The organism is Streptomyces sp. Z423-1 (assembly GCF_013009255.1).
Taxonomy (GTDB): domain Bacteria; phylum Actinomycetota; class Actinomycetes; order Streptomycetales; family Streptomycetaceae; genus Streptomyces; species Streptomyces gossypiisoli.
In genome coordinates this window covers 5,714,256-5,737,816 of record NZ_CP053109.1, presented here as the reverse complement: position 1 = coordinate 5,737,816, position 23,561 = coordinate 5,714,256, and the positions used below count along the sequence as shown (strand labels likewise).

Annotated in this window: 13 protein-coding genes, 3 rRNA genes and 1 pseudogene; 2 read left to right on the top strand and 15 right to left on the bottom strand. The window is 68.5% G+C overall.

Annotated features, from left to right (window positions below; all coding sequences use genetic code 11):
* Positions 1–66: 66 nt before the first annotated feature.
* The 4 genes from rrf to HJD23_RS25685 form a co-directional block, all read right to left on the bottom strand.
* Positions 67–183: ribosomal RNA gene (gene rrf / locus HJD23_RS25700) — 5S ribosomal RNA — on the bottom strand.
* An 85-nt stretch (positions 184–268) separates the two neighbouring features.
* Positions 269–3,386: ribosomal RNA gene (locus HJD23_RS25695) — 23S ribosomal RNA — on the bottom strand.
* Positions 3,387–3,678: 292 nt separating this feature from the next.
* Positions 3,679–5,198: ribosomal RNA gene (locus HJD23_RS25690) — 16S ribosomal RNA — on the bottom strand.
* Together the 16S, 23S and 5S rRNA genes form the textbook arrangement of a ribosomal RNA operon.
* Positions 5,199–5,736: 538 nt before the next feature.
* Complete coding sequence (locus tag HJD23_RS25685; RefSeq protein WP_171108481.1) at positions 5,737–6,744, bottom strand: stage II sporulation protein M; 1,008 nt, start codon at positions 6,742–6,744, stop codon at positions 5,737–5,739.
* A 130-nt stretch (positions 6,745–6,874) separates the two neighbouring features.
* Between HJD23_RS25685 and HJD23_RS25680 the strand changes: the two genes are divergently transcribed.
* Positions 6,875–7,876, top strand: a complete 1,002-nt coding sequence (locus HJD23_RS25680) for an RDD family protein (protein WP_171108479.1) — start codon at positions 6,875–6,877, stop codon at positions 7,874–7,876.
* Positions 7,877–8,006: 130 nt separating this feature from the next.
* Here HJD23_RS25680 and HJD23_RS25675 read toward each other — a convergent pair whose 3' ends face one another.
* From HJD23_RS25675 to HJD23_RS25635, 9 genes and pseudogenes are all read right to left on the bottom strand, one after another.
* On the bottom strand, positions 8,007–8,621 hold the full coding sequence (locus HJD23_RS25675) for a hypothetical protein (RefSeq protein ID WP_171108477.1): 615 nt from the start codon (positions 8,619–8,621) through the stop codon (positions 8,007–8,009).
* Positions 8,622–8,810: 189 nt separating this feature from the next.
* On the bottom strand, positions 8,811–10,268 hold the full coding sequence (gene ahcY / locus HJD23_RS25670; RefSeq protein WP_171108476.1) for an adenosylhomocysteinase: 1,458 nt from the start codon (positions 10,266–10,268) through the stop codon (positions 8,811–8,813).
* A 424-nt stretch (positions 10,269–10,692) separates the two neighbouring features.
* Positions 10,693–11,670, bottom strand: coding sequence for a cation diffusion facilitator family transporter (locus HJD23_RS25665; protein ID WP_171108474.1), 978 nt, complete (start codon positions 11,668–11,670; stop codon positions 10,693–10,695).
* Positions 11,671–11,802: 132 nt separating this feature from the next.
* Entirely contained in the window at positions 11,803–12,954 is a 1,152-nt protein-coding gene (manA, locus tag HJD23_RS25660; RefSeq protein ID WP_171108472.1) for a mannose-6-phosphate isomerase, class I, read from the bottom strand.
* Between the two features lie 160 nt (positions 12,955–13,114).
* On the bottom strand, positions 13,115–14,245 hold the full coding sequence (locus tag HJD23_RS25655; RefSeq protein WP_171108470.1) for an SIS domain-containing protein: 1,131 nt from the start codon (positions 14,243–14,245) through the stop codon (positions 13,115–13,117).
* Positions 14,246–14,477: 232 nt separating this feature from the next.
* On the bottom strand, positions 14,478–14,648 hold the full coding sequence (locus tag HJD23_RS25650; RefSeq protein ID WP_086773532.1) for a Trm112 family protein: 171 nt from the start codon (positions 14,646–14,648) through the stop codon (positions 14,478–14,480).
* Positions 14,649–14,856: 208 nt separating this feature from the next.
* On the bottom strand, positions 14,857–16,221 hold the full coding sequence (locus HJD23_RS25645; protein WP_171108468.1) for a phosphomannomutase/phosphoglucomutase: 1,365 nt from the start codon (positions 16,219–16,221) through the stop codon (positions 14,857–14,859).
* 256 nt (positions 16,222–16,477) lie between these two features.
* Positions 16,478–16,993, bottom strand: a pseudogene (locus HJD23_RS25640) (L-lactate permease); the annotation flags it as partial.
* Positions 16,994–17,128: 135 nt separating this feature from the next.
* Positions 17,129–17,551, bottom strand: a complete 423-nt coding sequence (locus HJD23_RS25635) for a DUF3499 domain-containing protein (protein ID WP_053760356.1) — start codon at positions 17,549–17,551, stop codon at positions 17,129–17,131.
* Between the two features lie 294 nt (positions 17,552–17,845).
* On the opposite strand from HJD23_RS25635, the gene HJD23_RS25630 reads away from it, so the two are divergent.
* Positions 17,846–18,295 carry a metallopeptidase family protein gene (locus HJD23_RS25630; protein WP_171111420.1) on the top strand — a complete coding sequence of 150 codons (450 nt, stop codon included), beginning with the start codon at positions 17,846–17,848 and terminating at the stop codon, positions 18,293–18,295.
* A gap of 61 nt (positions 18,296–18,356) precedes the next feature.
* Here the strand turns inward: HJD23_RS25630 and HJD23_RS25625 are convergent, their stop codons facing one another.
* The gene (locus HJD23_RS25625) at positions 18,357–19,817 is read right to left on the bottom strand and encodes a DUF5719 family protein (protein WP_171108466.1); all 1,461 of its coding nucleotides are present in this window, start codon (positions 19,815–19,817) and stop codon (positions 18,357–18,359) included.
* Positions 19,814–23,521, bottom strand: a complete 3,708-nt coding sequence (locus HJD23_RS25620; protein ID WP_171108464.1) for a glycosyltransferase — start codon at positions 23,519–23,521, stop codon at positions 19,814–19,816. Before HJD23_RS25620 ends, HJD23_RS25625 begins: the two co-directional genes overlap by 4 nt.
* Positions 23,522–23,561: the final 40 nt, after the last annotated feature.

Here is a 23,561-nt window from a genome sequence, read left to right as displayed (position 1 = left end):
GGCCCTGAGGCCCTTGAAACGCAGAAAGCCCCCGCATCATCCGATGCGGGGGCTTTCCCAAAAATTGTTCGGCGGCGTCCTACTCTCCCACAGGGTCCCCCCTGCAGTACCATCGGCGCTGTAAGGCTTAGCTTCCGGGTTCGGAATGTAACCGGGCGTTTCCCTCACGCTATGACCACCGAAACACTATGAAACTGTCCAGCCGGACCACCCTCACGGGGCGGGACTGTTCGTGGTTTCAGAACCAACACAGTGGACGCGAGCAACTGAGGACAAGCCCTCGGCCTATTAGTACCGGTCAACTCCACACGTTACCGTGCTTCCATATCCGGCCTATCAACCCAGTCGTCTACTGGGAGCCTTACCCTCTTAAAGAGGTGGGAGTCCTCATCTCGAAGCAGGCTTCCCGCTTAGATGCTTTCAGCGGTTATCCCTCCCGAACGTAGCCAACCAGCCATGCCCTTGGCAGAACAACTGGCACACCAGAGGTTCGTCCGTCCCGGTCCTCTCGTACTAGGGACAGCCCTTCTCAAGACTCCTACGCGCACAGCGGATAGGGACCGAACTGTCTCACGACGTTCTAAACCCAGCTCGCGTACCGCTTTAATGGGCGAACAGCCCAACCCTTGGGACCGACTCCAGCCCCAGGATGCGACGAGCCGACATCGAGGTGCCAAACCATCCCGTCGATATGGACTCTTGGGGAAGATCAGCCTGTTATCCCCGGGGTACCTTTTATCCGTTGAGCGACGGCGCTTCCACAAGCCACCGCCGGATCACTAGTCCCGACTTTCGTCCCTGCTCGACCCGTCGGTCTCACAGTCAAGCTCCCTTGTGCACTTACACTCAACACCTGATTGCCAACCAGGCTGAGGGAACCTTTGGGCGCCTCCGTTACCCTTTAGGAGGCAACCGCCCCAGTTAAACTACCCATCAGACACTGTCCCTGATCCGGATCACGGACCCAGGTTAGACATCCAGCACGACCAGACTGGTATTTCAACGACGACTCCCACCATACTGGCGTATGGCTTTCACAGTCTCCCAGCTATCCTACACAAGCCGAACCGAACACCAATATCAAACTGTAGTAAAGGTCCGGGGTCTTTCCGTCCTGCTGCGCGAAACGAGCATCTTTACTCGTAGTGCAATTTCACCGGGCCTATGGTTGAGACAGTCGAGAAGTCGTTACGCCATTCGTGCAGGTCGGAACTTACCCGACAAGGAATTTCGCTACCTTAGGATGGTTATAGTTACCACCGCCGTTTACTGGCGCTTAAGTTCTCAGCTTCGCCCCACCGAAATGGAGCTAACCGGTCCCCTTAACGTTCCAGCACCGGGCAGGCGTCAGTCCGTATACATCGCCTTACGGCTTCGCACGGACCTGTGTTTTTAGTAAACAGTCGCTTCTCGCTGGTCTCTGCGGCCCCCCAGCTCAAGCAGCAAGTGCTCTCACCGGATGTGGCCCCCCTTCTCCCGAAGTTACGGGGGCATTTTGCCGAGTTCCTTAACCATAGTTCACCCGAACGCCTCGGTATTCTCTACCTGACCACCTGAGTCGGTTTAGGGTACGGGCCGCCATGAAACTCGCTAGAGGCTTTTCTCGACAGCATAGGATCATCCACTTCACCACAATCGGCTCGGCATCAGGTCTCAGCCACAAGTGCGACGGATTTACCTATCGCACGGCCTACACCCTTACCCCGGGACAACCACCGCCCGGGATGGACTACCTTCCTGCGTCACCCCATCACTCACCTACTACCAGCTCGGGTCACCGGCTCCACCACTCCGTGCTTGTCCGAAGACGCACACGACGGCTTCACGGGCTTAGCATCACTGGATTCAATGTTTGACGCTTCACAGCGGGTACCGGAATATCAACCGGTTATCCATCGACTACGCCTGTCGGCCTCGCCTTAGGTCCCGACTTACCCTGGGCAGATCAGCTTGACCCAGGAACCCTTAGTCAATCGGCGCAAACGTTTCTCACGTTTGTATCGCTACTCATGCCTGCATTCTCACTCGTCAACCGTCCACAACTACCTTCCGGTGCTGCTTCACCCGGCAGACGACGCTCCCCTACCCATCCATACGGTCGTTGGACCTCATGTATGAATGACACGACTTCGGCGGTACGCTTGAGCCCCGCTACATTGTCGGCGCGGAATCACTTGACCAGTGAGCTATTACGCACTCTTTCAAGGGTGGCTGCTTCTAAGCCAACCTCCTGGTTGTCTGTGCGACTCCACATCCTTTCCCACTTAGCGTACGCTTAGGGGCCTTAGTCGATGCTCTGGGCTGTTTCCCTCTCGACCATGGAGCTTATCCCCCACAGTCTCACTGCCGCGCTCTCACTTACCGGCATTCGGAGTTTGGCTAAGGTCAGTAACCCGGTAGGGCCCATCGCCTATCCAGTGCTCTACCTCCGGCAAGAAACACACGACGCTGCACCTAAATGCATTTCGGGAGAACCAGCTATCACGGAGTTTGATTGGCCTTTCACCCCTAACCACAGGTCATCCCCCAGGTTTTCAACCCTGGTGGGTTCGGTCCTCCACGAAGTCTTACCTCCGCTTCAACCTGCCCATGGCTAGATCACTCCGCTTCGGGTCTTGAGCGTGCTACTAAAACGCCCTGTTCGGACTCGCTTTCGCTACGGCTACCCCACCCGGGTTAACCTCGCAACACACCGCAAACTCGCAGGCTCATTCTTCAAAAGGCACGCAGTCACGACACACAAGCAAGCTTGCATGCGACGCTCCCACGGCTTGTAGGCACACGGTTTCAGGTACTATTTCACTCCCCTCCCGGGGTACTTTTCACCATTCCCTCACGGTACTATCCGCTATCGGTCACCAGGGAATATTTAGGCTTAGCGGGTGGTCCCGCCAGATTCACACGGGATTTCTCGGGCCCCGTGCTACTTGGGTGTCTCTCAAACGAGCCGCTGACGTTTCGACTACGGGGGTCTTACCCTCTACGCCGGACCTTTCGCATGTCCTTCGCCTACATCAACGGTTTCTGACTCGTCCCACGGCCGGCAGACCGTGGAAGAGAGATCCCACAACCCCGCATGCGCAACCCCTGCCGGGTCTCACACGCATACGGTTTGGCCTCATCCAGTTTCGCTCGCCACTACTCCCGGAATCACGGTTGTTTTCTCTTCCTGCGGGTACTGAGATGTTTCACTTCCCCGCGTTCCCTCCACACTGCCTATGTGTTCAGCAGCGGGTGACAGCCCATGACGACTGCCGGGTTTCCCCATTCGGAAACCCCCGGATCAAAGCCTGGTTGACGACTCCCCGGGGACTATCGCGGCCTCCCACGTCCTTCATCGGTTCCTGGTGCCAAGGCATCCACCGTGCGCCCTTAAAAACTTGGCCACAGATGCTCGCGTCCACTGTGCAGTTCTCAAACAACGACCAACCACCCATACCCCGGTAACAACCCGGAGTTCACTGGGGCCGGCATCCCGAGGATTCATTCCCTCAGACACCCAACAGCGTGCCCGACCAGACCCCGTCCGAAGATCACGCGTTCCACGCTCGCGAGCAGTACTAGCAGCCTCCGACCCAGAACCTGGCCGAGTAGTCAACGTTCCACCCATGAGCAACCAGCAGGACACTCGCCTGCGTTGTGGCTCTGGCTGCCTTGCGGCAGCTAGATGCTCCTTAGAAAGGAGGTGATCCAGCCGCACCTTCCGGTACGGCTACCTTGTTACGACTTCGTCCCAATCGCCAGTCCCACCTTCGACAGCTCCCTCCCCACAAGGGGGTTGGGCCACCGGCTTCGGGTGTTACCGACTTTCGTGACGTGACGGGCGGTGTGTACAAGGCCCGGGAACGTATTCACCGCAGCAATGCTGATCTGCGATTACTAGCGACTCCGACTTCATGGGGTCGAGTTGCAGACCCCAATCCGAACTGAGACCGGCTTTTTGAGATTCGCTCCACCTCGCGGTATCGCAGCTCATTGTACCGGCCATTGTAGCACGTGTGCAGCCCAAGACATAAGGGGCATGATGACTTGACGTCGTCCCCACCTTCCTCCGAGTTGACCCCGGCGGTCTCCCGTGAGTCCCCAACCTCCGAAGAGTTGCTGGCAACACGGGACAAGGGTTGCGCTCGTTGCGGGACTTAACCCAACATCTCACGACACGAGCTGACGACAGCCATGCACCACCTGTACACCGACCACAAGGGGGCGACCGTCTCCGGCCGTTTCCGGTGTATGTCAAGCCTTGGTAAGGTTCTTCGCGTTGCGTCGAATTAAGCCACATGCTCCGCCGCTTGTGCGGGCCCCCGTCAATTCCTTTGAGTTTTAGCCTTGCGGCCGTACTCCCCAGGCGGGGCACTTAATGCGTTAGCTGCGGCACGGACAACGTGGAATGTTGCCCACACCTAGTGCCCACCGTTTACGGCGTGGACTACCAGGGTATCTAATCCTGTTCGCCCCACGCTTTCGCTCCTCAGCGTCAGTATCGGCCCAGAGATCCGCCTTCGCCACCGGTGTTCCTCCTGATATCTGCGCATTTCACCGCTACACCAGGAATTCCGATCTCCCCTACCGAACTCTAGCCTGCCCGTATCGACTGCAGACCCGGGGTTAAGCCCGGGCACAACCGACGCGACAAGCCGCCTACGAGCTCTTTACGCCCAATAATTCCGGACAACGCTTGCGCCCTACGTATTACCGCGGCTGCTGGCACGTAGTTAGCCGGCGCTTCTTCTGCAGGTACCGTCACTTGCGCTTCTTCCCTGCTGAAAGAGGTTTACAACCCGAAGGCCGTCATCCCTCACGCGGCGTCGCTGCATCAGGCTTGCGCCCATTGTGCAATATTCCCCACTGCTGCCTCCGTAGGAGTCTGGGCCGTGTCTCAGTCCCAGTGTGGCCGGTCGCCCTCTCAGGCCGGCTACCCGTCGTCGCCTTGGTGAGCCGTTACCTCACCAACAAGCTGATAGGCCGCGGGCTCATCCTGCACCGCCGGAGCTTTCCAACCCCCACCATGCGGCAGGGACTCGTATCCGGTATTAGACCCCGTTTCCAGGGCTTGTCCCAGAGTGCAGGGCAGATTGCCCACGTGTTACTCACCCGTTCGCCACTAATCCCCGGCCGAAGCCGGTTCATCGTTCGACTTGCATGTGTTAAGCACGCCGCCAGCGTTCGTCCTGAGCCAGGATCAAACTCTCCGTGAATGCTTTTCACGGGAGCGGAACAGTCAGAGGAATGATCCGACCGTTCACAGCGTCCTCGCTGTATTTTTTCAAAGGAACCTCGCCACCAGGAAACTTCCCGGTGTCGGGGTATCAACATATCTGGCGTTGACTTTTGGCACGCTGTTGAGTTCTCAAGGAACGGACGCTTCCTTCGTACTCACCCGAGATACTCTCTCGCGGCTTTCCTCCGGGCGCTTCCCTTCGGTGTTTCCGACTCTATCAGATCTTTTCTCGATCCGATTTCCTCGGTGCTTTCCAGGTTCCCGCTTTCGCGTTTCCCTTTCCGGCGGTTCCGACTTTATCAAAGGTTTCAGGTCGGGCTAACCGACCATCCATTCCGATTCATCGGGGGAGCTTCTGCGGAGCAGATGTTCCGAGAAGCAAGTAGGTTCTCAAGGTGCCGACCGGATGAGCTCCAGTCCAGGCAACTGTTTGAATCTACCTCCCCACGTGCTCCGTGTCAACGGCTCCTGTGGGGCGAAGAGGAGACTAGCAGTCCGGCAGGCCTGTCCGCACATCACGCGGCGGTCGGCACCGTGGCGCTGCGCTCGGACGCTTCCACGTCCCCCGTCTCGCCGCCACGGGCGGCACGCCGTCCGAGCACGTAGACGTACGCGAGGAAGGCGAGCTCGGCGGCGATGCCAATGCCGATGCGGGCCCAGGTCGGCAGGCCCGACGGGGTGACGAAGCCTTCGATCGCGCCGGCGATGAACAGGACCAGGGCAAGACCGATCGCCATGCCGAGGGCGGCTCGGCCCTCTTCGGCGAGGGCCTTCCTGCGCGTGCGCGGGCCTGGGTCGATCACCGTCCAGCCGAGGCGCAGTCCTGTGCCGGCGGCTACGAAGACCGCTGTCAGCTCCAGCAGCCCGTGCGGGAGGACGAGGCCCAGGAAGGTGTCGAGGCGGCCCGCCGAGGACATCAGGCCGAAGCCGATGCCCAGGTTGAGCATGTTCTGGAAGAGGATCCAGAGGACAGGGAGGCCCAGGAAGACACCGAAGACCAGGCACATGGCGGCGGCCTGGGCGTTGTTCGTCCAGACGCGGGCTGCGAAGGATGCCGCGGGGTGGGTGGAGTAGTAGCTCTCGTACTCGCCACCGGGGCGGGTGAGCTCGCGCAGTTCGCTGGGCGCGGCGATGGTGGCCTGGACTTCCGGGTGAGTACCGATCCACCAGCCGAGGAGCGCCGCGACGAGAGTCGACAGGAGTGCGGTGGGAACCCACCAGTGGCGCGATCGGTAGACGGCGGCGGGGAAGCCATAGGCAAGGAAGCGGGTGACATCGCGCCAGGACGCGCGTCGGGTGCCTGTCACCGCACTACGCGCGCGTGCCACCAGTTGACTGAGGCGCCCGGTCAGCTGGGGATCAGGCGCGCTGGACTGGATCAGGGAAAGATGAGTCGCAGTGCGCTGGTAGAGCGCGACGAGTTCGTCGGTCTCGGCGCCGGTGAGGCGGCGCTGGCGCCGGAGCAGGTCCTCCAGGCGGTCCCATTCCGCTCGGTGGGCGGAGATGAAGACGTCGAGGTCCATCGGTTTGCCTGCTCCTCGGCTGCTCGTCGGCGGGCCCGTCGTGAGTATCAGCTTGTCGTACTGCGATGCTCGGTGCCCTCAGCTTGGCAGACTGGCCGTTCTCGGGGCAGGCCAGGGGAAGGACGGCGGCGTGAGTGAGCTGGTGACGGGCGAGGCGGTGGCGCTGGAGTTGCGCCCTGCGAGGCTGCCCAGCAGGGCGCTGGCCGTCCTGCTCGATCTGATCGTGGCCTTTGCCGCGTACATGATCGTGACCATGGTGCTGGTGATCTCCACGGCCTCCTTGGACGAGGCTGCGCAGATCGCGATCTCCATCGCAACGTTTCTGCTGGTTCTGGTGGGCGCGCCGATCGCCGTGGAGACGCTCAGTCATGGGCGGTCGCTGGGAAAGATGGCGTTCGGGTTGCGGGTGGTGCGTGACGACGGCGGGCCGATCCGCTTCCGCCATGCGCTGGTGCGGGGGGCCATCGGCGTAGTCGAGATCCTGCTGACGCTGGGGGTTATCGCCTGTATCGCGTCGCTCGTGTCGGAGCGTGGGCGCCGGCTCGGGGATGTGTTCGCGGGAACTCTGGTCGTGCGGGAACGGGTTCCCGCCGCCCGCGCGCGTTTCGTGCCTCCGCCACCGCCCTGGCTGGCCGGGCGTTTCTCGGGACTCGATCTGTCGGCGGTCCCTGACGGGCTGTGGCTGGCCATACGGCAGTACCTGACGCGCATGCAGCAGCTCGACCCCCAGGTCGGCGGGGCCATGGCGGAACGGCTCGCCGCCGACCTCGCGGAGCGGACGGGTACTCCGGTACCGCAGGGGATACCGCCGGCCGCCTATCTGGCGGCGGTGGTGCAGGAGCGGCAGGCGCGGGAGATTCGGAGGGCCTACGCCGACGGGGCCGCGGCAGGTGGCCCTGGCCGCGATGGGCAGCACGGGCAGTACGGGCGTAGTACGGCACCTGGTGCGCACTCCCCTGTCCCTGCTCCGCCACCTGCCGAGCACTTCCCGGCGCCAGCACAGCCCGGACATGAAACAGCGCAGCCCGGACGCCGTCCCGAAGGCCCGGCGCAGCCGCCGCCCGGGCCGCAGCAGGACGGGCAGTCGCCCGACAGGGATCGTCCCGCGACCGGGTTCGTGCCACCCGCGTAAGCCCGTCGCGGTCGCAGGGCCCGCGGCCTCAATGCCGCGTCTGCCCGGCCTCAATCCGGCCTCAATGCCCGCTCTGCTTCGGCAAGGCCCCCCACTCAAAGAAGAGCTCTGCTTCGGCAAAGGCCCCCACTCAAGGAAATACAGACGGCGGCGAGTCCAGATCCTCCAGCTCGATGCCGGGGGCCGCGAGCACCACGTCTCCGGCGATGTGCAGGAGGTGCTGCTCACCCGTGTCCAGGGCTGTGACCTGGTATTCGTCCACGGTCAGGGGGCCGTTGTCAGTGCCGTGTGCTTCTCTTTTCAGCAGCGCCCAGGACTGGTCCACGGTGCGCGGGGCGAGGACCGGGTCTGTGAAGGCGACGAGGCGTACGCGGGTTGCGGAGCCGGAAGGGGTGAGGCGCAGCAGACGGGTGGTGGCGATGAGGAACGCGGGGGAGGTGCCGGTGAAGGCGTGGGCGCGCACATTGCCTTCCGTGGCATCGGTGCCGGTGGGGTCGGTACGGACCCAGGTGACGCCGTCGAGGGCGGCGCCGCGCACCTGCCAGCCCGCCGCGTGGAGTTCGAGACGGATGGGGCGGCCGAGCTCGTCGAGGGCGAGGTCGACGGAGCCGCGGTGATCGCCCGAGGGGGTGGTCAGCTGGGAGACGTAGCGCCAGCCGGATGGGCCGGGGGCGCAGTGGAAGTGCTCTTCTGCAAGGAGGGTGTGATCGTGCGGATCGTGGAGCGAATAGCGGCCGCGGGGCATGAGGGTCCTGGGGTGTGACGGGCTGGTCCGGTTCGCCGCGACAAGTCGGTGACAGCTGGGTCGGTGACAGCTGGTCCGCACCAAAGAGGCAGGCCCCCGACACGGGGGTGCGGGGGCCTGCCTCGGAGGACCTGCTGCTGAGCCGCATGTCAGTGCACGGGCGCGCGGCTCAGCGGGCCGGCTGCGGACTCAGTAGCGGTAGTGGTCCGGCTTGAACGGGCCCTCGACCTTGACGCCGATGTACTCGGCCTGCTCGGGGCGGAGCGTGGTCAGCTTCACGCCGAGCGCGTCGAGGTGGAGACGGGCGACCTTCTCGTCCAGGTGCTTGGGCAGCACGTAGACGTCGGTCGGGTACTCGTCGGGCTTGGTGAACAGCTCGATCTGGGCCAGGGTCTGGTCCGCGAAGGAGTTGGACATCACGAACGACGGGTGACCGGTGGCGTTGCCCAGATTCAGCAGGCGGCCCTCGGAAAGGACGATGATCTTCTTGCCGTCCGGGAAGGTCCAGGTGTGCACCTGCGGCTTGATCTCGTCCTTGACAATGCCGGGGACCTTGGCGAGGCCGGCCATGTCGATCTCGTTGTCGAAGTGGCCGATGTTGCCCACGATCGCCTGGTGCTTCATCTTGGCCATGTCCGAGGCCATGATGATGTCCTTGTTGCCGGTCGTGGTGATGAAGATGTCGGCCTTGTCGACGACCTCGTCGAGGGTCGTGACCTGGTAGCCGTCCATCGCGGCCTGGAGGGCGCAGATCGGGTCGATCTCGGTGACGATCACGCGGGCGCCCTGCCCGCGCAGGGACTCCGCGCAGCCCTTGCCCACGTCGCCGTAGCCGCAGACGACCGCGGTCTTGCCGCCGATCAGGGTGTCGGTGGCGCGGTTGATGCCGTCGACCAGGGAGTGGCGGCAGCCGTACTTGTTGTCGAACTTCGACTTGGTGACGGCGTCGTTGACGTTGATCGCCGGGAACAGGAGGGTGCCTTCGCGCTGCATCTCGTACAGGCGGTGGACGCCGGTCGTGGTCTCCTCGGTCACGCCGCGGATCTCGGACGCGAGCTGGGTCCACTTCTGCGGGGTCTCGCTCACGGTGCGGGTGAGCAGTTCGAGGATGACGCGGTGCTCCTCGGACTCGGCGGTGTCGGGCGAGGGGACCTTGCCGTCCTTCTCGTACTCGACGCCCTTGTGCACCAGGAGGGTGGCGTCACCGCCGTCGTCCAGGATCATGTTCGGGCCGCCGGTGGGGGTGTTCGGCCAGGTCAGAGCCTGCTCCGTGCACCACCAGTACTCCTGAAGGGTCTCGCCCTTCCAGGCGAAGACCGGGATGCCCTGCGGGTTGTCGGGCGTGCCGTTCGGGCCGACGGCGATGGCGGCGGCCGCGTGGTCCTGGGTGGAGAAGATGTTGCAGGACGCCCAGCGGACCTGCGCACCCAGCGCGACCAGGGTCTCGATGAGCACGGCGGTCTGCACGGTCATGTGCAGGGAGCCGGTGATACGGGCGCCCTTGAGAGGCTGCGCCTCGGCGTACTCCTTGCGGATCGCCATCAGGCCCGGCATCTCGTGCTCGGCGAGGGTGATCTCCTTGCGGCCGAACTCGGCCAGGGAGAGGTCGGCGACCTTGAAGTCCTGTCGGTTCTCGACAGTGGTCATTGCGGGCTGCTCCTCGGGGGTTGGGTCGAGGTGGGTTCGGCTGATCTGCGCGGCGGCGGACACAAGGGTGCCCGAACAGCACACAGGCATGCCCGCGTGCGCGCAGCGCAGTCCGTCGGAGGCCCTCTCTCCCTCGGCCGGTCCGCGAGGACCGCCCGACCGCCATCAGCAGCGACGTCTGACTCCGTCCCAAGCTACACCGGGCGGCCCAGCCGTCCCCAGCCCACCTACGAACAATTCACGCCGATCACGGCAACAGGTCACTGTCGGCAAGGGGCCGCCGTCACGGCGGCGGCAGCGCAGAGAAGAAGGGAATGGATATGTATCGACATAGCATGCTCCTCCCGCCGCAGCGCCGTCCCAACCAGCCGGGGGCCCGCCGAACATTCGGCAGGCCCCCGGGGGCGTGACAACGCGGAAGAGGTCAGTGGCCGGTGGTGTGGCTCGGGCCGCCCGGCGACGCCTCCCGGTCCGGGCCCTTGGCTGCTTCGGCCTCGCTGTAGATGTCCGGCTCCAGGTAGATGACGCGGGCGATCGGGACGGACTCGCGGACGCGGGCCTCGGCGGCGTCGATGGCGGAGGCGATCTCGGTGGCCGTGCCGTCGTGGCGGACGGCGATCTTGGCGGCGACCAGGAGCTCCTCGGGGCCGAGGTGGAGCGTGCGCATGTGGATGATGCCGGTGACGTTGTCGCCGTCGACGATCGAGGCCTCGATCTTCTTGACCTCCTCGACGCCGGCCGCCTCGCCGAGCAGCAGCGACTTGGTCTCGACGGCCAGGACGAGCGCGATCAGGATGAGCAGGACACCGATGCACAGGGTGCCGATGCCGTCCCAGACGCTGTCGCCGGTGAGCAGGGCCAGGCCGACGCCGCCGAGGGCGAGGATCAGGCCGACGAGCGCGCCGAGGTCCTCCAGGAGGACGACCGGCAGCTCGGGTGCCTTGGCGTGGCGGACGAACTCCTTCCAGGACTTCCGGCCGCGCAGGACGTTGGACTCCTTGATGGCCGTCCGGAAGGAGAACGTCTCGGCGATGATCGCGAAGACGAGGACGCCGACCGGCCAGTACCAGTGCTCGATCTCGTGCGGGTGCTTGATCTTCTCGTAGCCCTCGTAGATGGCGAACATGCCACCGACCGAGAACAGGACGATCGAGACGAGGAAGGCGTAGATGTAGCGCTCGCGCCCGTAGCCGAACGGGTGTTGCGGGGTCGCCTCGCGCTGGGCCTTCCTGCCGCCGAGGAGCAGCAGGCCCTGGTTGCCGGAGTCGGCCACCGAGTGCACCGACTCGGCCAGCATCGAGGACGAGCCGCTGAAGAGGAACGCCACGAACTTCGCTACCGCGATCGCGAGGTTGGCGACCAGTGCCGCAACGATCGCTTTGGTGCCACCTGACGCGCTCATGAGTTCGCGTGGTCCCTTCGTACGCCGTCCACCAGGGCTTTGCCCGCTCGCGGGCTTTGCCGGTCCTTTGCCGGTGGGCCATTGTTGCAGCCCGGTCCGACAACGGTGCGCCAGGTCACCGAACCCGCTGGATCAGGCCACGACGGTCGCGCGGAAGAGCGTTCCGGTACCGGACACTTCGGCCTTTTCGCCTGCCGGTACGAAGACGGACTGGCCGGGCCGCAGCTCGTGCTCGCCCGTGCGGACCGAGCCCGCCGTGCAGAGCAGGATCTGCGGGGTCGCGCGGGTGAGGTCGTGAGTGGTGCCGCCCTCGGGCAGGACGTACCGGGACAGCCGGAACTCGTCGATGGGCGTCTCGTAGACCTCCTCGCCGTCCGGGGACGCCTCGGGGCGCAGTACGCCGGGGTCGCTCGGCTGGAAGCGGACGATGCGCAGGAGTTCGGGGACGTCGACATGCTTGGGGGTCAGGCCGCAGCGCAGGACGTTGTCGGAGTTGGCCATGATCTCCACGCCGAGGCCGTTGAGGTAGGCGTGCGGGATGCCGGCGCCGAGGTAGAGGGCCTCGCCGGGCTGGAGTCGGACGTGGTGGAGCAGCATCGCAGCGATCACGCCGGGGTCGCCCGGGTAGTGGTGGGCGAGGTCGGCGTACGCGGTGTAGGCGCCGCCGAGACGCGCGCACGCGGCCGTGGCCTCGGCGACCGTACGGGCCATCTCCTCGGGGTCCGCGGTGAGGACGGCGGTGAGGACCTCGCGCAGCGCCGCGTCCTCGGGGTGGGCGCGCAGCAGATCGACGTACGGCTTGAGGGAGTCGACGCCGAGGCCGTCGAGCAGGTCGGCGGCCTGGCGCGGGTCGCGGAAGCCGCACAGGCCGTCGAACTCGGTGAGCGCGCAGATCAGTTCCGGCTTGTGGTTGGCGTCCTTGTAGTTGCGGTGCGGGGCGTCCACGGGGACGCCGCGCCGCTCCTCCTCCTCGTAACCCTCCTGCGCCTGCTCCAGGTTGGGGTGCACCTGGAGGGAGAGCGGGGCGCCCGCGGCGAGGATCTTGAGGAGGAAGGGGAGGCTCGGGCCGAACTTGGTCACGGCGGCCGCGCCGAGCTCCTTCTCGGGGGCGGCCGCGATGACGTCGACGAGCGTGCCGCGGTCGGTGTGCGAGGGTGCGCCCGGGTGGGCACCCATCCACATCTCCGCCTGCGGTTCGCCGGTCGGCTCGACGCCGAGCAGTTGCGGGATCGCGGTGGTGGAACCCCAGGCGTAGGGGCGGATGGTGTTGTCGAGGCGGTCCATGCGGTTCTCTCTGCCGGTTCTGTGCGGACGTGCGTACGGCGTGTGTACGGCGTGCGTACGGCTGTGTACGGCTGTGTACGACCTTCGTACGACGTCGGTCTTCTTCGCGTACGGGCGCCGGTTCTCCTCGCGTACGAAGGTCGCGGCGCACTGGGCCAGATCAGGCCCTCGATGCGAGCGCCAGGTAAACGGCGGCGAAATCCGTGATGGCGATCAGTTCCGCGAGCGTCTCCAGTTCACCGCCGGGGTCGGGTTCCAGTTCGCTGATCGGCGTGTCGTGGCTGAGGGCCAGGTCACGGGCGGCGGGGGCGGCGGTGAGGCCGCCGATCGGGCGGTCGCGAAGCAGCACCACGCGTGCGTGCAGGGCCGGCGGCTCCTCCACGCGGTCGCGGAAGAAGTCGTCGGGGTTGGCCCTGGCGGCGAGCGGCCCGGCGAGCAGGGCGCTGTGTGCGGCGAGCGCCTCGGGGAGTTCGGCCACGACGGCGGGCTGGCCGGACAGTTCGGCGAGCGCGGCGGCGAAACGGCGGCCCGCTGGGCCGGCCGAGGTGCCCTCCGTCCAGATCACCGGTAGCGCGTCGGCGAGTTCGGCGGCCAGGGTCTTGGCGGGATTGCTGTACGTCGCGATGGCCGGCCCGCAGCGTTCGGCGATGTGGTCGAGGCGGTCCGCGACCTTCTCCAGCGCGTCCGGTGCGGCGGTGAGCAGGCCGATGCGGTCCAGCAGCGCGAGCAGCGGGGTGAGCAGCGCCCACAGCACGCCGGGGGCGGACGCGGCGAGGGGTTCGTCCTGCTCGTACGGGGCGGTCGCCATCGGTACGAACAGGCCGTGCGCGGCGCCCGAGACGGCATCGGCGATCGGGGTGCCGGCCGGGGCGACGGCGGCGACCGCGCAGCCGCGGCGGTAGGCCTGCTCGGCGAGCAGGGACAGGCCCGGTTCGGTGCCGTCCGGGGTGGTGATCAGCAGCAGGTCGACCGAGCCGGCCCAGCCGGGAAGCTCCCAGCGCAGGGCGCCTGCGGCGGGGGCGACGCCGGTGGGGGCGAGGCGGGTGACCGGGCTGCCGGGGCCGGCCAGTGTGCCGAGGAGGTCGGCGGCGTGGGTGGCGGCGGCGCCGGGGCCGGCGATGAGGACGGCGCGGGGGCGGCCGTCGGGTTTCAGCTCGCCGACTCCGGCCTCGGTGGCGTGCCGGGCGGCGGTGCGGACGCGGGCACCGGCCTCGGCGGCGCCGCGCAGCAGGCCACGCTGGTCGGCCTCGGCGAGGCCATCCGGGGAGTCGAGCAGCGATTCGTCGAGCATGAGCGGCAGCCTCCGGACGCCGGGTCGTCGGTTGTGCGGGCGGCGGTCCCGTCCTGGCGGGCCCAATCCGCGCGGGCGGCAGGTCCGTCTGGCGGGCCCGATCCGCGCGGGCGGCAGGTCCGTCTGGCGGGCCCGATCCGCGCGGGCGGCAGGTCCGTCTGGCGGGCCTGATCGGCGCGGGCGGCGGGTCCTGTCTGGCGGGCCTGATCCGCGCGGGCGCGTCTACAGGCCGTTACGCCGGGCGGCGGGCCTCGTCGACGAGGAGGACGGGGATGCCGTCACGGATGGGGTACGCCAGGCCGCAGTCCTGGCCGGTGCAGATCAGCTCGGTGTCCTGCTCCTTGAGGGGGGCGTGGCAGGCCGGGCAGGCGAGGATCTCCAGGAGGCCGGCTTCGAGCGGCATGGTGGGTCCCTTCGGGGCGGGTGTGTGGACCGGTGCGGGTACGTGTGGTGGTGTGGATGTGCCTGGTCAGCGTACCGCCGTGAGGGCGGGGTGTGCGGGGGTTGGGGGCGGCACGCGGGGCCCGGATCGAGTGGGGGTGGCTGAGGGCCCGGGCCGTCGGCGGGCCCCCAGCTGTCACCCCGCTCCACTCACCCCCGGGTAGGCCCGCTCACCCCCGGATAATCGCCAGCACCTCGTCGCGCACCTTCGCCATCGTCGCCTCGTCGCGCGCCTCCGCGTTCAGGCGCAGCAGCGGCTCGGTGTTGGACGGGCGGACGTTGAACCACCAGTCGTCGGCCGTGACCGTGAGGCCGTCGAGTTCGTCGAGGGTGATGCCCTCGCGGCCCTCGTACGCCGACTTGAGGGCGGCGATGCGGTCCTGCTGGTCGTCGACGGTGGAGTTGATCTCGCCGGAGCCGGCGTAGCGGTCGTACTGGGCGACCAGGGAAGAGAGGGGGCCCTCCTGGCCGCCGAGGGCCGCCAGGACGTGGAGGGCGGCCAGCATGCCGGTGTCGGCGTTCCAGAAGTCGCGGAAGTAGTAGTGCGCGGAGTGCTCACCGCCGAAGATCGCGCCGGTGCGGGCCATCTCGGCCTTGATGAAGGAGTGGCCCACGCGGGTGCGGATCGGTGTGCCGCCGTTCTCCTTCACGACCTCCGGGACCGTCCACGACGTGATCAGATTGTGGATGACGACGCCCTCGCCGCCGTGCTTGGCCAGCTCGCGTGAGGCGACCAGGGCGGTGATCGCGGACGGCGAGACCGGGTCGCCGTTCTCGTCGACGACGAAGCAGCGGTCGGCGTCGCCGTCGAAGGCGATGCCGAGGTCGGCGCCCTCGGTGCGCACGCGCTGCTGGAGGTCGACGATGTTGGCCGGGTCCAGCGGGTTCGCCTCGTGGTTGGGGAACGTGCCGTCCAGTTCGAAGTACATCGGCACGAGGTCCAGGGGCAGGCCCGCGAAGACCGTGGGGACCGTGTGGCCGCCCATGCCGTTGCCCGCGTCGACGACGACCTTCAGGGGGCGGATGGAGGTCAGGTCGACGAGCGAGCGCAGGTGGGCCGCGTAGTCCTCCAACGTGTCACGCTGCGTGATCGTTCCCTGCTTCGCCGCCGGCTCGGGAGCGCCCGACTCGCTCCACCGCTCGACGAGTTCGCGGATCTCGGCGAGGCCGGTGTCCTGGCCTACCGGGGCGGCGCCCGCGCGGCACATCTTGATGCCGTTGTACTTGGCCGGGTTGTGCGAGGCCGTGAACATGGCGCCCGGCAGGTTCAGCACGCCCGAGGCGTAGTACAGCTGGTCGGTGGAGCAGAGGCCGATCTCGGTGACGTCGACGCCGCGTGCCGCCGCCCCGCGCGCGAAGGCGCGTGACAGCCCGGGCGACGAGGGCCGCATGTCGTGCCCGATCACGATCGCGTCGGCACGGGTCACCTGGGCGAAGGCCGCCCCGAAGAGCTCGGCCAGCGGCTCGTCCCACTGGTCGGGGACGACTCCGCGGACGTCGTACGCCTTCACGATCTGCGACAGATCAGCAGCCACGGCCAACCCTCCTGAAAGTCCTATCGGTGCCCCCAAACTACCCGCCCCCGCCGACAACGACCTGTGCTGACCGAAACTGGACTCCCAGCCGTAACCCTCAGGTCAGGGCAGCACCTTGCGCAGCAGGTCCCCCTCGCGGCCCGCGAGCCCGACGGCGGCGCAGGCGATGGTGAGGTTCTGCGGAAGATCATCTTGCAGAGGACACCGCCGGCGTGGGCCGAGGTGTCCGACCCGGACACGGCGACGCCGAACCACCCAGGGCGCCCGCGCCCGCCAGGGCGGCGGCGATGTCGGCCAGTTGGGCGGAGAGGTGGTTCGAGGCGGCGAACTGCGCGATGGCGAAAGCGATTGCGCACACCACGGCGGGCACCCAGGTCTCGCTCCCGCACCCGTCACCCGACCACCACCCCTCAACGACGCGCTTCGCGTGGCCCCTTCAGCTGGCGCCGCCCGTCCACGAGGCCGATCGGCGCGAGCGTCACCGCCAGCGTGCCCATGGCGCCGAACGCCACCGGCGCGGTGTTGGCGACCAGCGCGACGATCGCGGCCCATACCGGTTCGAAGCCGAGGGCGACGAGCATCACCGGCCGGTGCGGACGGTCATCCGGTACACCCCAGGGGACGGTGTTTCGGGCTCGGCGCTGGAGATCGTCCGGTCCAGCGGCATGCCGTACGCGAGTCAGGCGACGACAACGGCCGCCAGCAGGCCCGTGAGGCCCGCCAGACGGGCCTTCATGCGCACGCCGCCGAGCAGGGCCAGGACGATCACGAGGCGAGCGCATCCCCGGATTCCGCCCCGCGGAAAGCGATTTCTCTTCGGTGCGCGCGATGGTCGTGTCCGCGACAAGCCAGAGTCAATGGGCGTGCAGCATTCAACGAAACCGGGAGGAGGAATCGAGCCAGGCGCTCAGTTGTCGGGGGAACGCAGAACCCGCAGGTGGCCGCGGCGCGCGACCTCCATCGGGTCCGCCGCGCGGCCACCGCCACCGGCCTGCGCCGCGCGCTCCTGGGGCCGGGCGGCCTCACGCACCGCGTTGGCGAGCGCTTCCAGATCGTCGCCGCTGGGGCGGGCCGGAGCCGAGCCGTCGAGGAGCCGGACGACCTCCCAGCCGCGGGGGGCGGTGAGACGCTCGGAGTGCTCGGCACACAGGTCGTAACAGTGGGGTTCCGCGTAGGTGGCGAGCGGGCCGAGGACCGCGGTCGAGTCGGCGTAGACGTACGTCAGCGTCGCTACGGCGGGACGGCCGCAAGCGGTGCGCGAACAGCGACGTACAGGGCTCACGACGTTGGACGGTACCGCACTCTTGAGCGGGCCGCGACGACTCTCCACCAGGTCACTCCACCGTGTCGGGCTGTGAATCGTCCCACACGTCTCTTCCGACACACGCGGCTGACCTGCGCGGATGCGCCTGTCCGGTGTCTCGTACAACCACGAAAACGGTCAACACCGCACACAAACACCATCAATTGCCTCGTGATCGCCGGTCTCGGAGGGATACGGAATCGAGCCCAACCTTGGCTGGAATGGTCATCCTGCGACATGCCGTACGGCGGCGGGCGAAGGTCCGGAATGCCGCGTGGAGGCCGGGCACGCGCCTCGCGCGAGGACTACGCTTCACCAGTGATGGACAACCGAGTACCGCCCCGCGCCGCAGGCCCCGGGCCCCGCCGCCGTGATCGTCACGGCCGGGGCATGCGCGGCCCGATCGCGCCCCCTCAGGTGCCGCTCGCGGCGAGCCGTGCCGAGGCGTTCGCGGATCTGGTGCAGGACTCCGTGGAGCGCCTGGAGCGGCGGTGGCCGCAGCTTGCCGACATCGATTTCCTCGTCCTGGAAGTGCCGAGGCTGGACGGGCCAGGGCGGGCGTGGAACGACGAGGCGGTACCGCTCGGCGGCACCATTCCGGCACGTGAGGGGCGTCCCGCGCGCGTGGTCGTCTACCGGCGTCCCGTCGAGATCCGCACCAAGGGGCGCGACGAGCGGGCGGCCCTGGTGCACGAGGTCGTCGTCGAACAGGTCGCCGAACTGCTCGGTCTGACGCCGGAGACAGTGGATCCGCGGTACGGGGAGGACTGAGCGGACCGGCGAGGACTGAGCCGACGTTCGCGGCGACGCCCGTCGGCTCCTGTCGCGCCGCCTACTTCTGCAGCACCGACAGATCCTGCTCCGCCTCCGGCACGGCCACCGTTCCCCGGTCGTCGGGCAGGGTCTGGATCGTAAAGGCCGGGACGCCGTCCTGCGACGCGATGAGGGTCCGGGACGCGTAGACCGGGCCGCCCGACACCGGCTCCACCGTGAGCGCGTACGTGCCCTTCAGGCCGCTCGGCACCGGCACCTCGACGTCCTGTGTCGTGCCCGCCTTGACCGAGTACGTCTTCGACACCGCCGTGCCACCCTCGGTGCCCGCCGACGCCGTGACCTTGACCTGCGCCGCCTCCCCCGGGGCGGCCAGCGACAGGGTCACGCCCTTCTCGGTGTTGCCGGCCGACGACGCGCGCGTGTCCACCGCTCGGGCCGCGGGGATGAACGCCGTCTCCTGGGAGTCGCCCTTGCCCCGCACCACCTGCACGGCGGCGACCACCGGCGCCGCCCGGTCCGTGGGCGTCAGCACCAGCGATCCGGGCTCGCCCCGCGTGACGTCCCCCAGGTCGATCGCGGTCGTCACGCCCGGCTTCACGTGCAGCGTCTCGTGCCCGGCCGGCGTGATCAGGCCGGTCGGCGAGGCCAGCCGCACCTTGAGGTCCGCGTCGGCGTCGCCCGGCGTGAACGCGACCAGGCGCACCGCCGTCGCGTCCTTCGGGATGCCCGGCACCACCAGGCTCCCCGCCGGCTCAGCGGCCGCCTCCAGCCAGTCGCCGCCCGCCTTGTCGTCCAGCGCCTGCACCGCGGCGCCGACCCGACCGCTGCGGACGTTGACGTGGACCGTGAGGTCGGTCTCCTTGGCGCCCGTCAGCGTCGACAGCAGGATCGGCTCGCTGGACCGGGGCGCGACCGTGATGCCCTCGCCCACCGTGGACTCCAGCGCCCCGTCCTTGCCGTACAGCTCGATGTCCACCACGGCGGCGGAGTCGTCCGGGTTGGTCAGGTGCACGTAGTCGGTCCGCCCGTCGGACGTGCTGGCCCCGGGGAACCAGAACTCGGTGTCCGGCGCCGAACAGTTGACCCCCAGCAGCCCCCGCCCCGCACCGGCGGTGACCTCGGTCGTCTCCTGCACGGTCCACCCCGGCGCGAACTTGCCCTCCGCCGTGCCCATCAGCGCGGGCGCCTCACCCCCCGAACTCTCCCCGGACACCGGCGAGCCGGGCTCCTTGGGCTCCAGCACGGGCTTCCCGTCCTTGCCGCCCCCGGCCGACTTCAGCTCGCCCTTCCCCTCGTTTCCCGTCCCCTCGGTGACCGGTGTGAAGGACGAGTACGTCGTCTCGGCGAGGTCGGACGTACTGGGCGCGGGGCAGACCAGGCTCGTGCGCTCCACCGGCAACTGGGCCGCCGCCTTGGCGGTGTCCGTGCCGGTCGCCTCCGGGGCGGACAGCACGGCGAACCCGGTGACGGCGGCCAGCGCGGCGACGCCGGCGATCAGGGACACGGTGGTGCGGTTCACTGCTGACTCCCGTCGGGGCGCTCACTGCCGCTGCCATGCGGGCCTTGTTGCTGTGTGGGGTCGTACGTCGCGTCATAGCCCTGCGGGTACTGGTCGTACGTCTGCTCGTAGGCGCCCTGCTGGGCCGAACCTCCGTACGCGTACGGGTCGTACTGCCCGCCCTGGTAGGGGTCCGCCTGGTACTGGTCGTTCTGGTACGGCTGCCCGTACCCGCCCGCCGCGTACTGCTGACCGGCGCCCTGGTACTGCTCCCCGCCGTACGTCCCGTACTCGGCGCCCGCGTAGCTCGCGGTGTCCCTCCCCCAGGCTCGAACGTCCTCGCCCGGGGGCACCCCCATGTCGTAAGGCTGCTGCTGCGGCACTGACACCGGGGTCTCCTCCTGCGGAGGAGACGGGAACTCCTCGCCCCGGGCTGCCTCTTCGGCCTCGGCCTGGGCCCGCAGGCGGCGGGCTCGGCGGCCCTCGCCTGCGACGGCCTGGGCGGGGATCGCGGGCTCCTCGGGGAGGTCGTCGTCGACGTCGCGACGGCGCCCGGGCAGGGCGAGCACGACGAGGACGACGGCGAGGAAGCCCTGCGCCCACAGCCAGGCGGTGTGGCCGATCGGGTCGTCGTAGGTGACGTCCAGCGTGCCGCCGCCGGTGGGGAGTTCGAAGCCCTGGGCCCAGCCGTCGACGGTGGTCCGGGTGAGCGGCTTGCCGTCGAGGGTGGCGGTCCAGCCGTCGGACGCGGTGTCCGCGAGGCGCAGGATCCGGCCGTCGGCGCCGTCCGGGACCTTGGTGTGGATCTCGACGGGTCCGGCGGCGACCGGCTGGGGGTCGCCCGAGCCGGAGGCCGGGACGATGACCGCGCGCGCGACCTGGCGGTCGACCCGCCACAGGGCGCTGCCGTCCTGCTGGCTGAGCCGGCTCAGGCCGGGTGTGGCGTCCAGGACGCGGCTGACTTCGCGGGGCGCGCCCTTGTGCACGAGGACGTAGCGCACGGCGAAGTCGCCGAGCTGGTCGGCCTGGTCGGCGCCGGAACCGGCGACGAGGTTGGCGACGACCTTGTCGAGCGCGGCATTGCCGCCGTCGGCCGCGGCGAGTTCGGCGTCGCCGAGGCGGGCGCCGGAGCCGCGGACCAGGGTGTAGCCGACGTGGGCGGTGGAGTCGCTGTCGAGGACGAGGGTGCGGGCCTGGTCGCGGGTGCTGCTCTCCTCGGCGACGAACGCGGGCACCTGCACCGGGTCGCGCCGCTCCACGGGGCCGTCGGCGCCGCGGATCATCCAGCCGGCGGCAATGAGCAGCGGGCCCGCGGCCGAGGCGAAGGCGATCAGCGCGGCGACCGGCTGGCGCCAGCCGAAGCTCTGCTCGGCCACACGCGCGCGTGCCCCCTCGGCGCCCATCACGGCGGCCGTGAGGAGCGCGATGCCGTAGACGAGGGTCGCGGGACCCGCCCAGGCGGAGCTGTTGGACAGCACCGCGAAGACGAGGCCCACGAGGGCGGCCGTCCAGGCCGTCCAGATTCCCGACTGACGCTCGTGGCGCATCAGGGCGGCCAGCGCGGCCAGCACGATGCCGAACAGCATCAGGCCGCTGACCGTGCCGGGCCCTCCCGGGCTGGCGCCGAGCAGGTCGAGGGCGGAGGCGGCCGAGTCGCCGTACTCCAGACCGGCTTCGCGGAAGAAGCCGAACGGCAGCAGGGACAGCGACCAGGGGGCGAGGAGCAGCAGGGGTGTGCCCAGCTGGGTCAGGAAGCGCAGGCCGTAGGCGGTGATGTCGCCGCGGCGTACGGCGAGCAGGCCGATGCCGAGGACCAGTGCGACGGGCCACACGATCGGCGTGAAGGCGGTGGTGACCGTCAGCAGCAGGGCGTACGCCCAGGTGGCGCGCCAACTGCCGCGCGCGCCCGAGGGGTTCGCGAGGCCGCTCGCCGCGACGGCCGCGCGCGCGAGGAGCGGCAGCAGCACGGCGAGGACGGCGGTGCCGAGCCGGCCGCCGGCGAGGGCGCCGGTGGCGGCGGGCAGGAAGGCGTAGACGACGGCCGCCCAGGCGCGCAGTAGCCGGGACTCGACGAGCGGGCGGGAGGCGAAGTACGCGGTGAACCCGGCCAGCGGCACCGAGCAGACCAGCAGCACCGTGACCACGAGGCCGGTGGAGCCGAACAGCGCCGAGGCCAGCATCGCCACCAGCGCGAGGTACGGCGGCGCGGCCGCGTTCCCGCCGGCGCCCACCGGGTGCCAGGAGTCGAGGTACCGCGACCACAGCTCACCGGAGTCGGCGGGGGCGGGCAGCAGGGCGCCGCCCGCGAGGGAGCCGCCGCCCAAAAGTTCGCGGCAGGCGACCAGTGAGACGAACAGCAGCACCAGGAAGAGCATCGGGCCGGGGTTGCGGGCGATGCGCTTCAGGCGGGCGAACTGCTCGATCTCCAGGAAGTCCGCGTCGTCACCGCCGGGCCCGGACTCGACCGCGCCGCCGTGCCGTCCGGCGCCGGAGGTGACCTCCGGGTCGGAGCGGCCGACGACGCTGCCCGCCGCCTGTTCGACGGTGGCCCGCACGGTGGCGCCGGGCGGCGGGAACAGGGGCCGCAACTCGCTCTTGTCGACCACCGGTCGGCCTCGCCGTCGGCGGCCCGCGACGATCCGCTCGGGCCGCAGCAGCACGCCCAGCAGACCCCGGATCTCGTCGACCGCCTGGCCCGGCACCTTGCCGACCAGATAGGCGACGGTCCGCAACAGCGTGCCGAGAACCAGCCGCAGCAGCACCCAGGGCAGGGTGGCCGTGCGGGCGTTGACGAGCAGGGTGTAGGCGGCGCCGGCCTTGTCGACCTTGTGGGGGGAGGCGGCGGTGCGGCCCGCGCAGTCGACGGTGCGGCGCTCCCGGGAGGCCGCCTCGGCGTGTCGTACGACCGCCTCGGGGGCGACGAGGACGCGGTGCCCGGCGGCGTGGGCGCGCCAGCACAGGTCGACGTCGTCACGCATCAGGGGCAGGCGCCGGTCGAATCCGCCGAGCTGTTCGAAGACATCGCGGCGGATCAGCATGCCGGCGGTGGACACGGACAGCACGGGCCGGACGTGATCGTGCTGGCCCTGGTCCTGTTCGCGGCGGTCCAGGCCGGTCCAGCGGCGGCCGGAGTTGGCGATGGTGACGCCGACTTCGAGCAGCTGCCTGCGGTCGTACCAGCCGCGCAGCTTGGGGCCGACCACCGCCACGTCGTCACGGCCCAGTTCGAGTTCGTTCTCCACGACCCGCAGCAGCTCTGCCAGGGCGTCGGGTTCGGGGGCGCAGTCGTCGTGCAGCAGCCACAGCCACTGCACCGGCTCTCCGTGCGGCAGCTCGGGCATGTCGTACGCGTCGTCGCGCCAGCTGCGCGTGACGGGGTCCCAGCCGCTCGGCCGCCTCAGGTACGGCAGGTCCTCCGGGGTGAGGACGGGCGCCGTGCGGTTGACCTCCTCGACGGCCTGGCCGAAGCCGGTGCGCCGGGCGAGGTGCAGCACGCGGTCGGGGCCGAGTGCCTCGGTGACGAGCTGGGCGGAGTCGTCGGCGCTGCCGGTGTCGGCGGCCATGACGTACTGAACCGGCCGCTCCTGGCCGAGCAGCCCGGCGAGCGCGTCGGGCAGCCAGCGGGCGCCGTCGTGGGAGACGAGGACCGCGGTCACCACATGACGCGGGAACTCTGGTGTGGCAGCGGCATCGTGCTGGGCTGCCGTGTGGCTGTGCACGGACATCGAGGTACGGGCCCCGGTTCGGTGGACTGTGGTGGACACC

Coding starts and splice junctions, on each gene's coding strand:
- HJD23_RS25685 (WP_171108481.1), bottom strand. CDS start 6,744: ATGGACCTCGACGTCTTCATCTCCGCCCACCGAGCGGAATGGGACCGC.
- HJD23_RS25675 (WP_171108477.1), bottom strand. CDS start 8,621: ATGCCCCGCGGCCGCTATTCGCTCCACGATCCGCACGATCACACCCTC.
- ahcY (WP_171108476.1), bottom strand. CDS start 10,268: ATGACCACTGTCGAGAACCGACAGGACTTCAAGGTCGCCGACCTCTCC.
- HJD23_RS25665 (WP_171108474.1), bottom strand. CDS start 11,670: ATGAGCGCGTCAGGTGGCACCAAAGCGATCGTTGCGGCACTGGTCGCC.
- manA (WP_171108472.1), bottom strand. CDS start 12,954: ATGGACCGCCTCGACAACACCATCCGCCCCTACGCCTGGGGTTCCACC.
- HJD23_RS25655 (WP_171108470.1), bottom strand. CDS start 14,245: ATGCTCGACGAATCGCTGCTCGACTCCCCGGATGGCCTCGCCGAGGCC.
- HJD23_RS25650 (WP_086773532.1), bottom strand. CDS start 14,648: ATGCCGCTCGAAGCCGGCCTCCTGGAGATCCTCGCCTGCCCGGCCTGC.
- HJD23_RS25630 (WP_171111420.1), top strand. CDS start 17,846: ATGGACAACCGAGTACCGCCCCGCGCCGCAGGCCCCGGGCCCCGCCGC.
- HJD23_RS25620 (WP_171108464.1), bottom strand. CDS start 23,521: ATGTCCGTGCACAGCCACACGGCAGCCCAGCACGATGCCGCTGCCACA.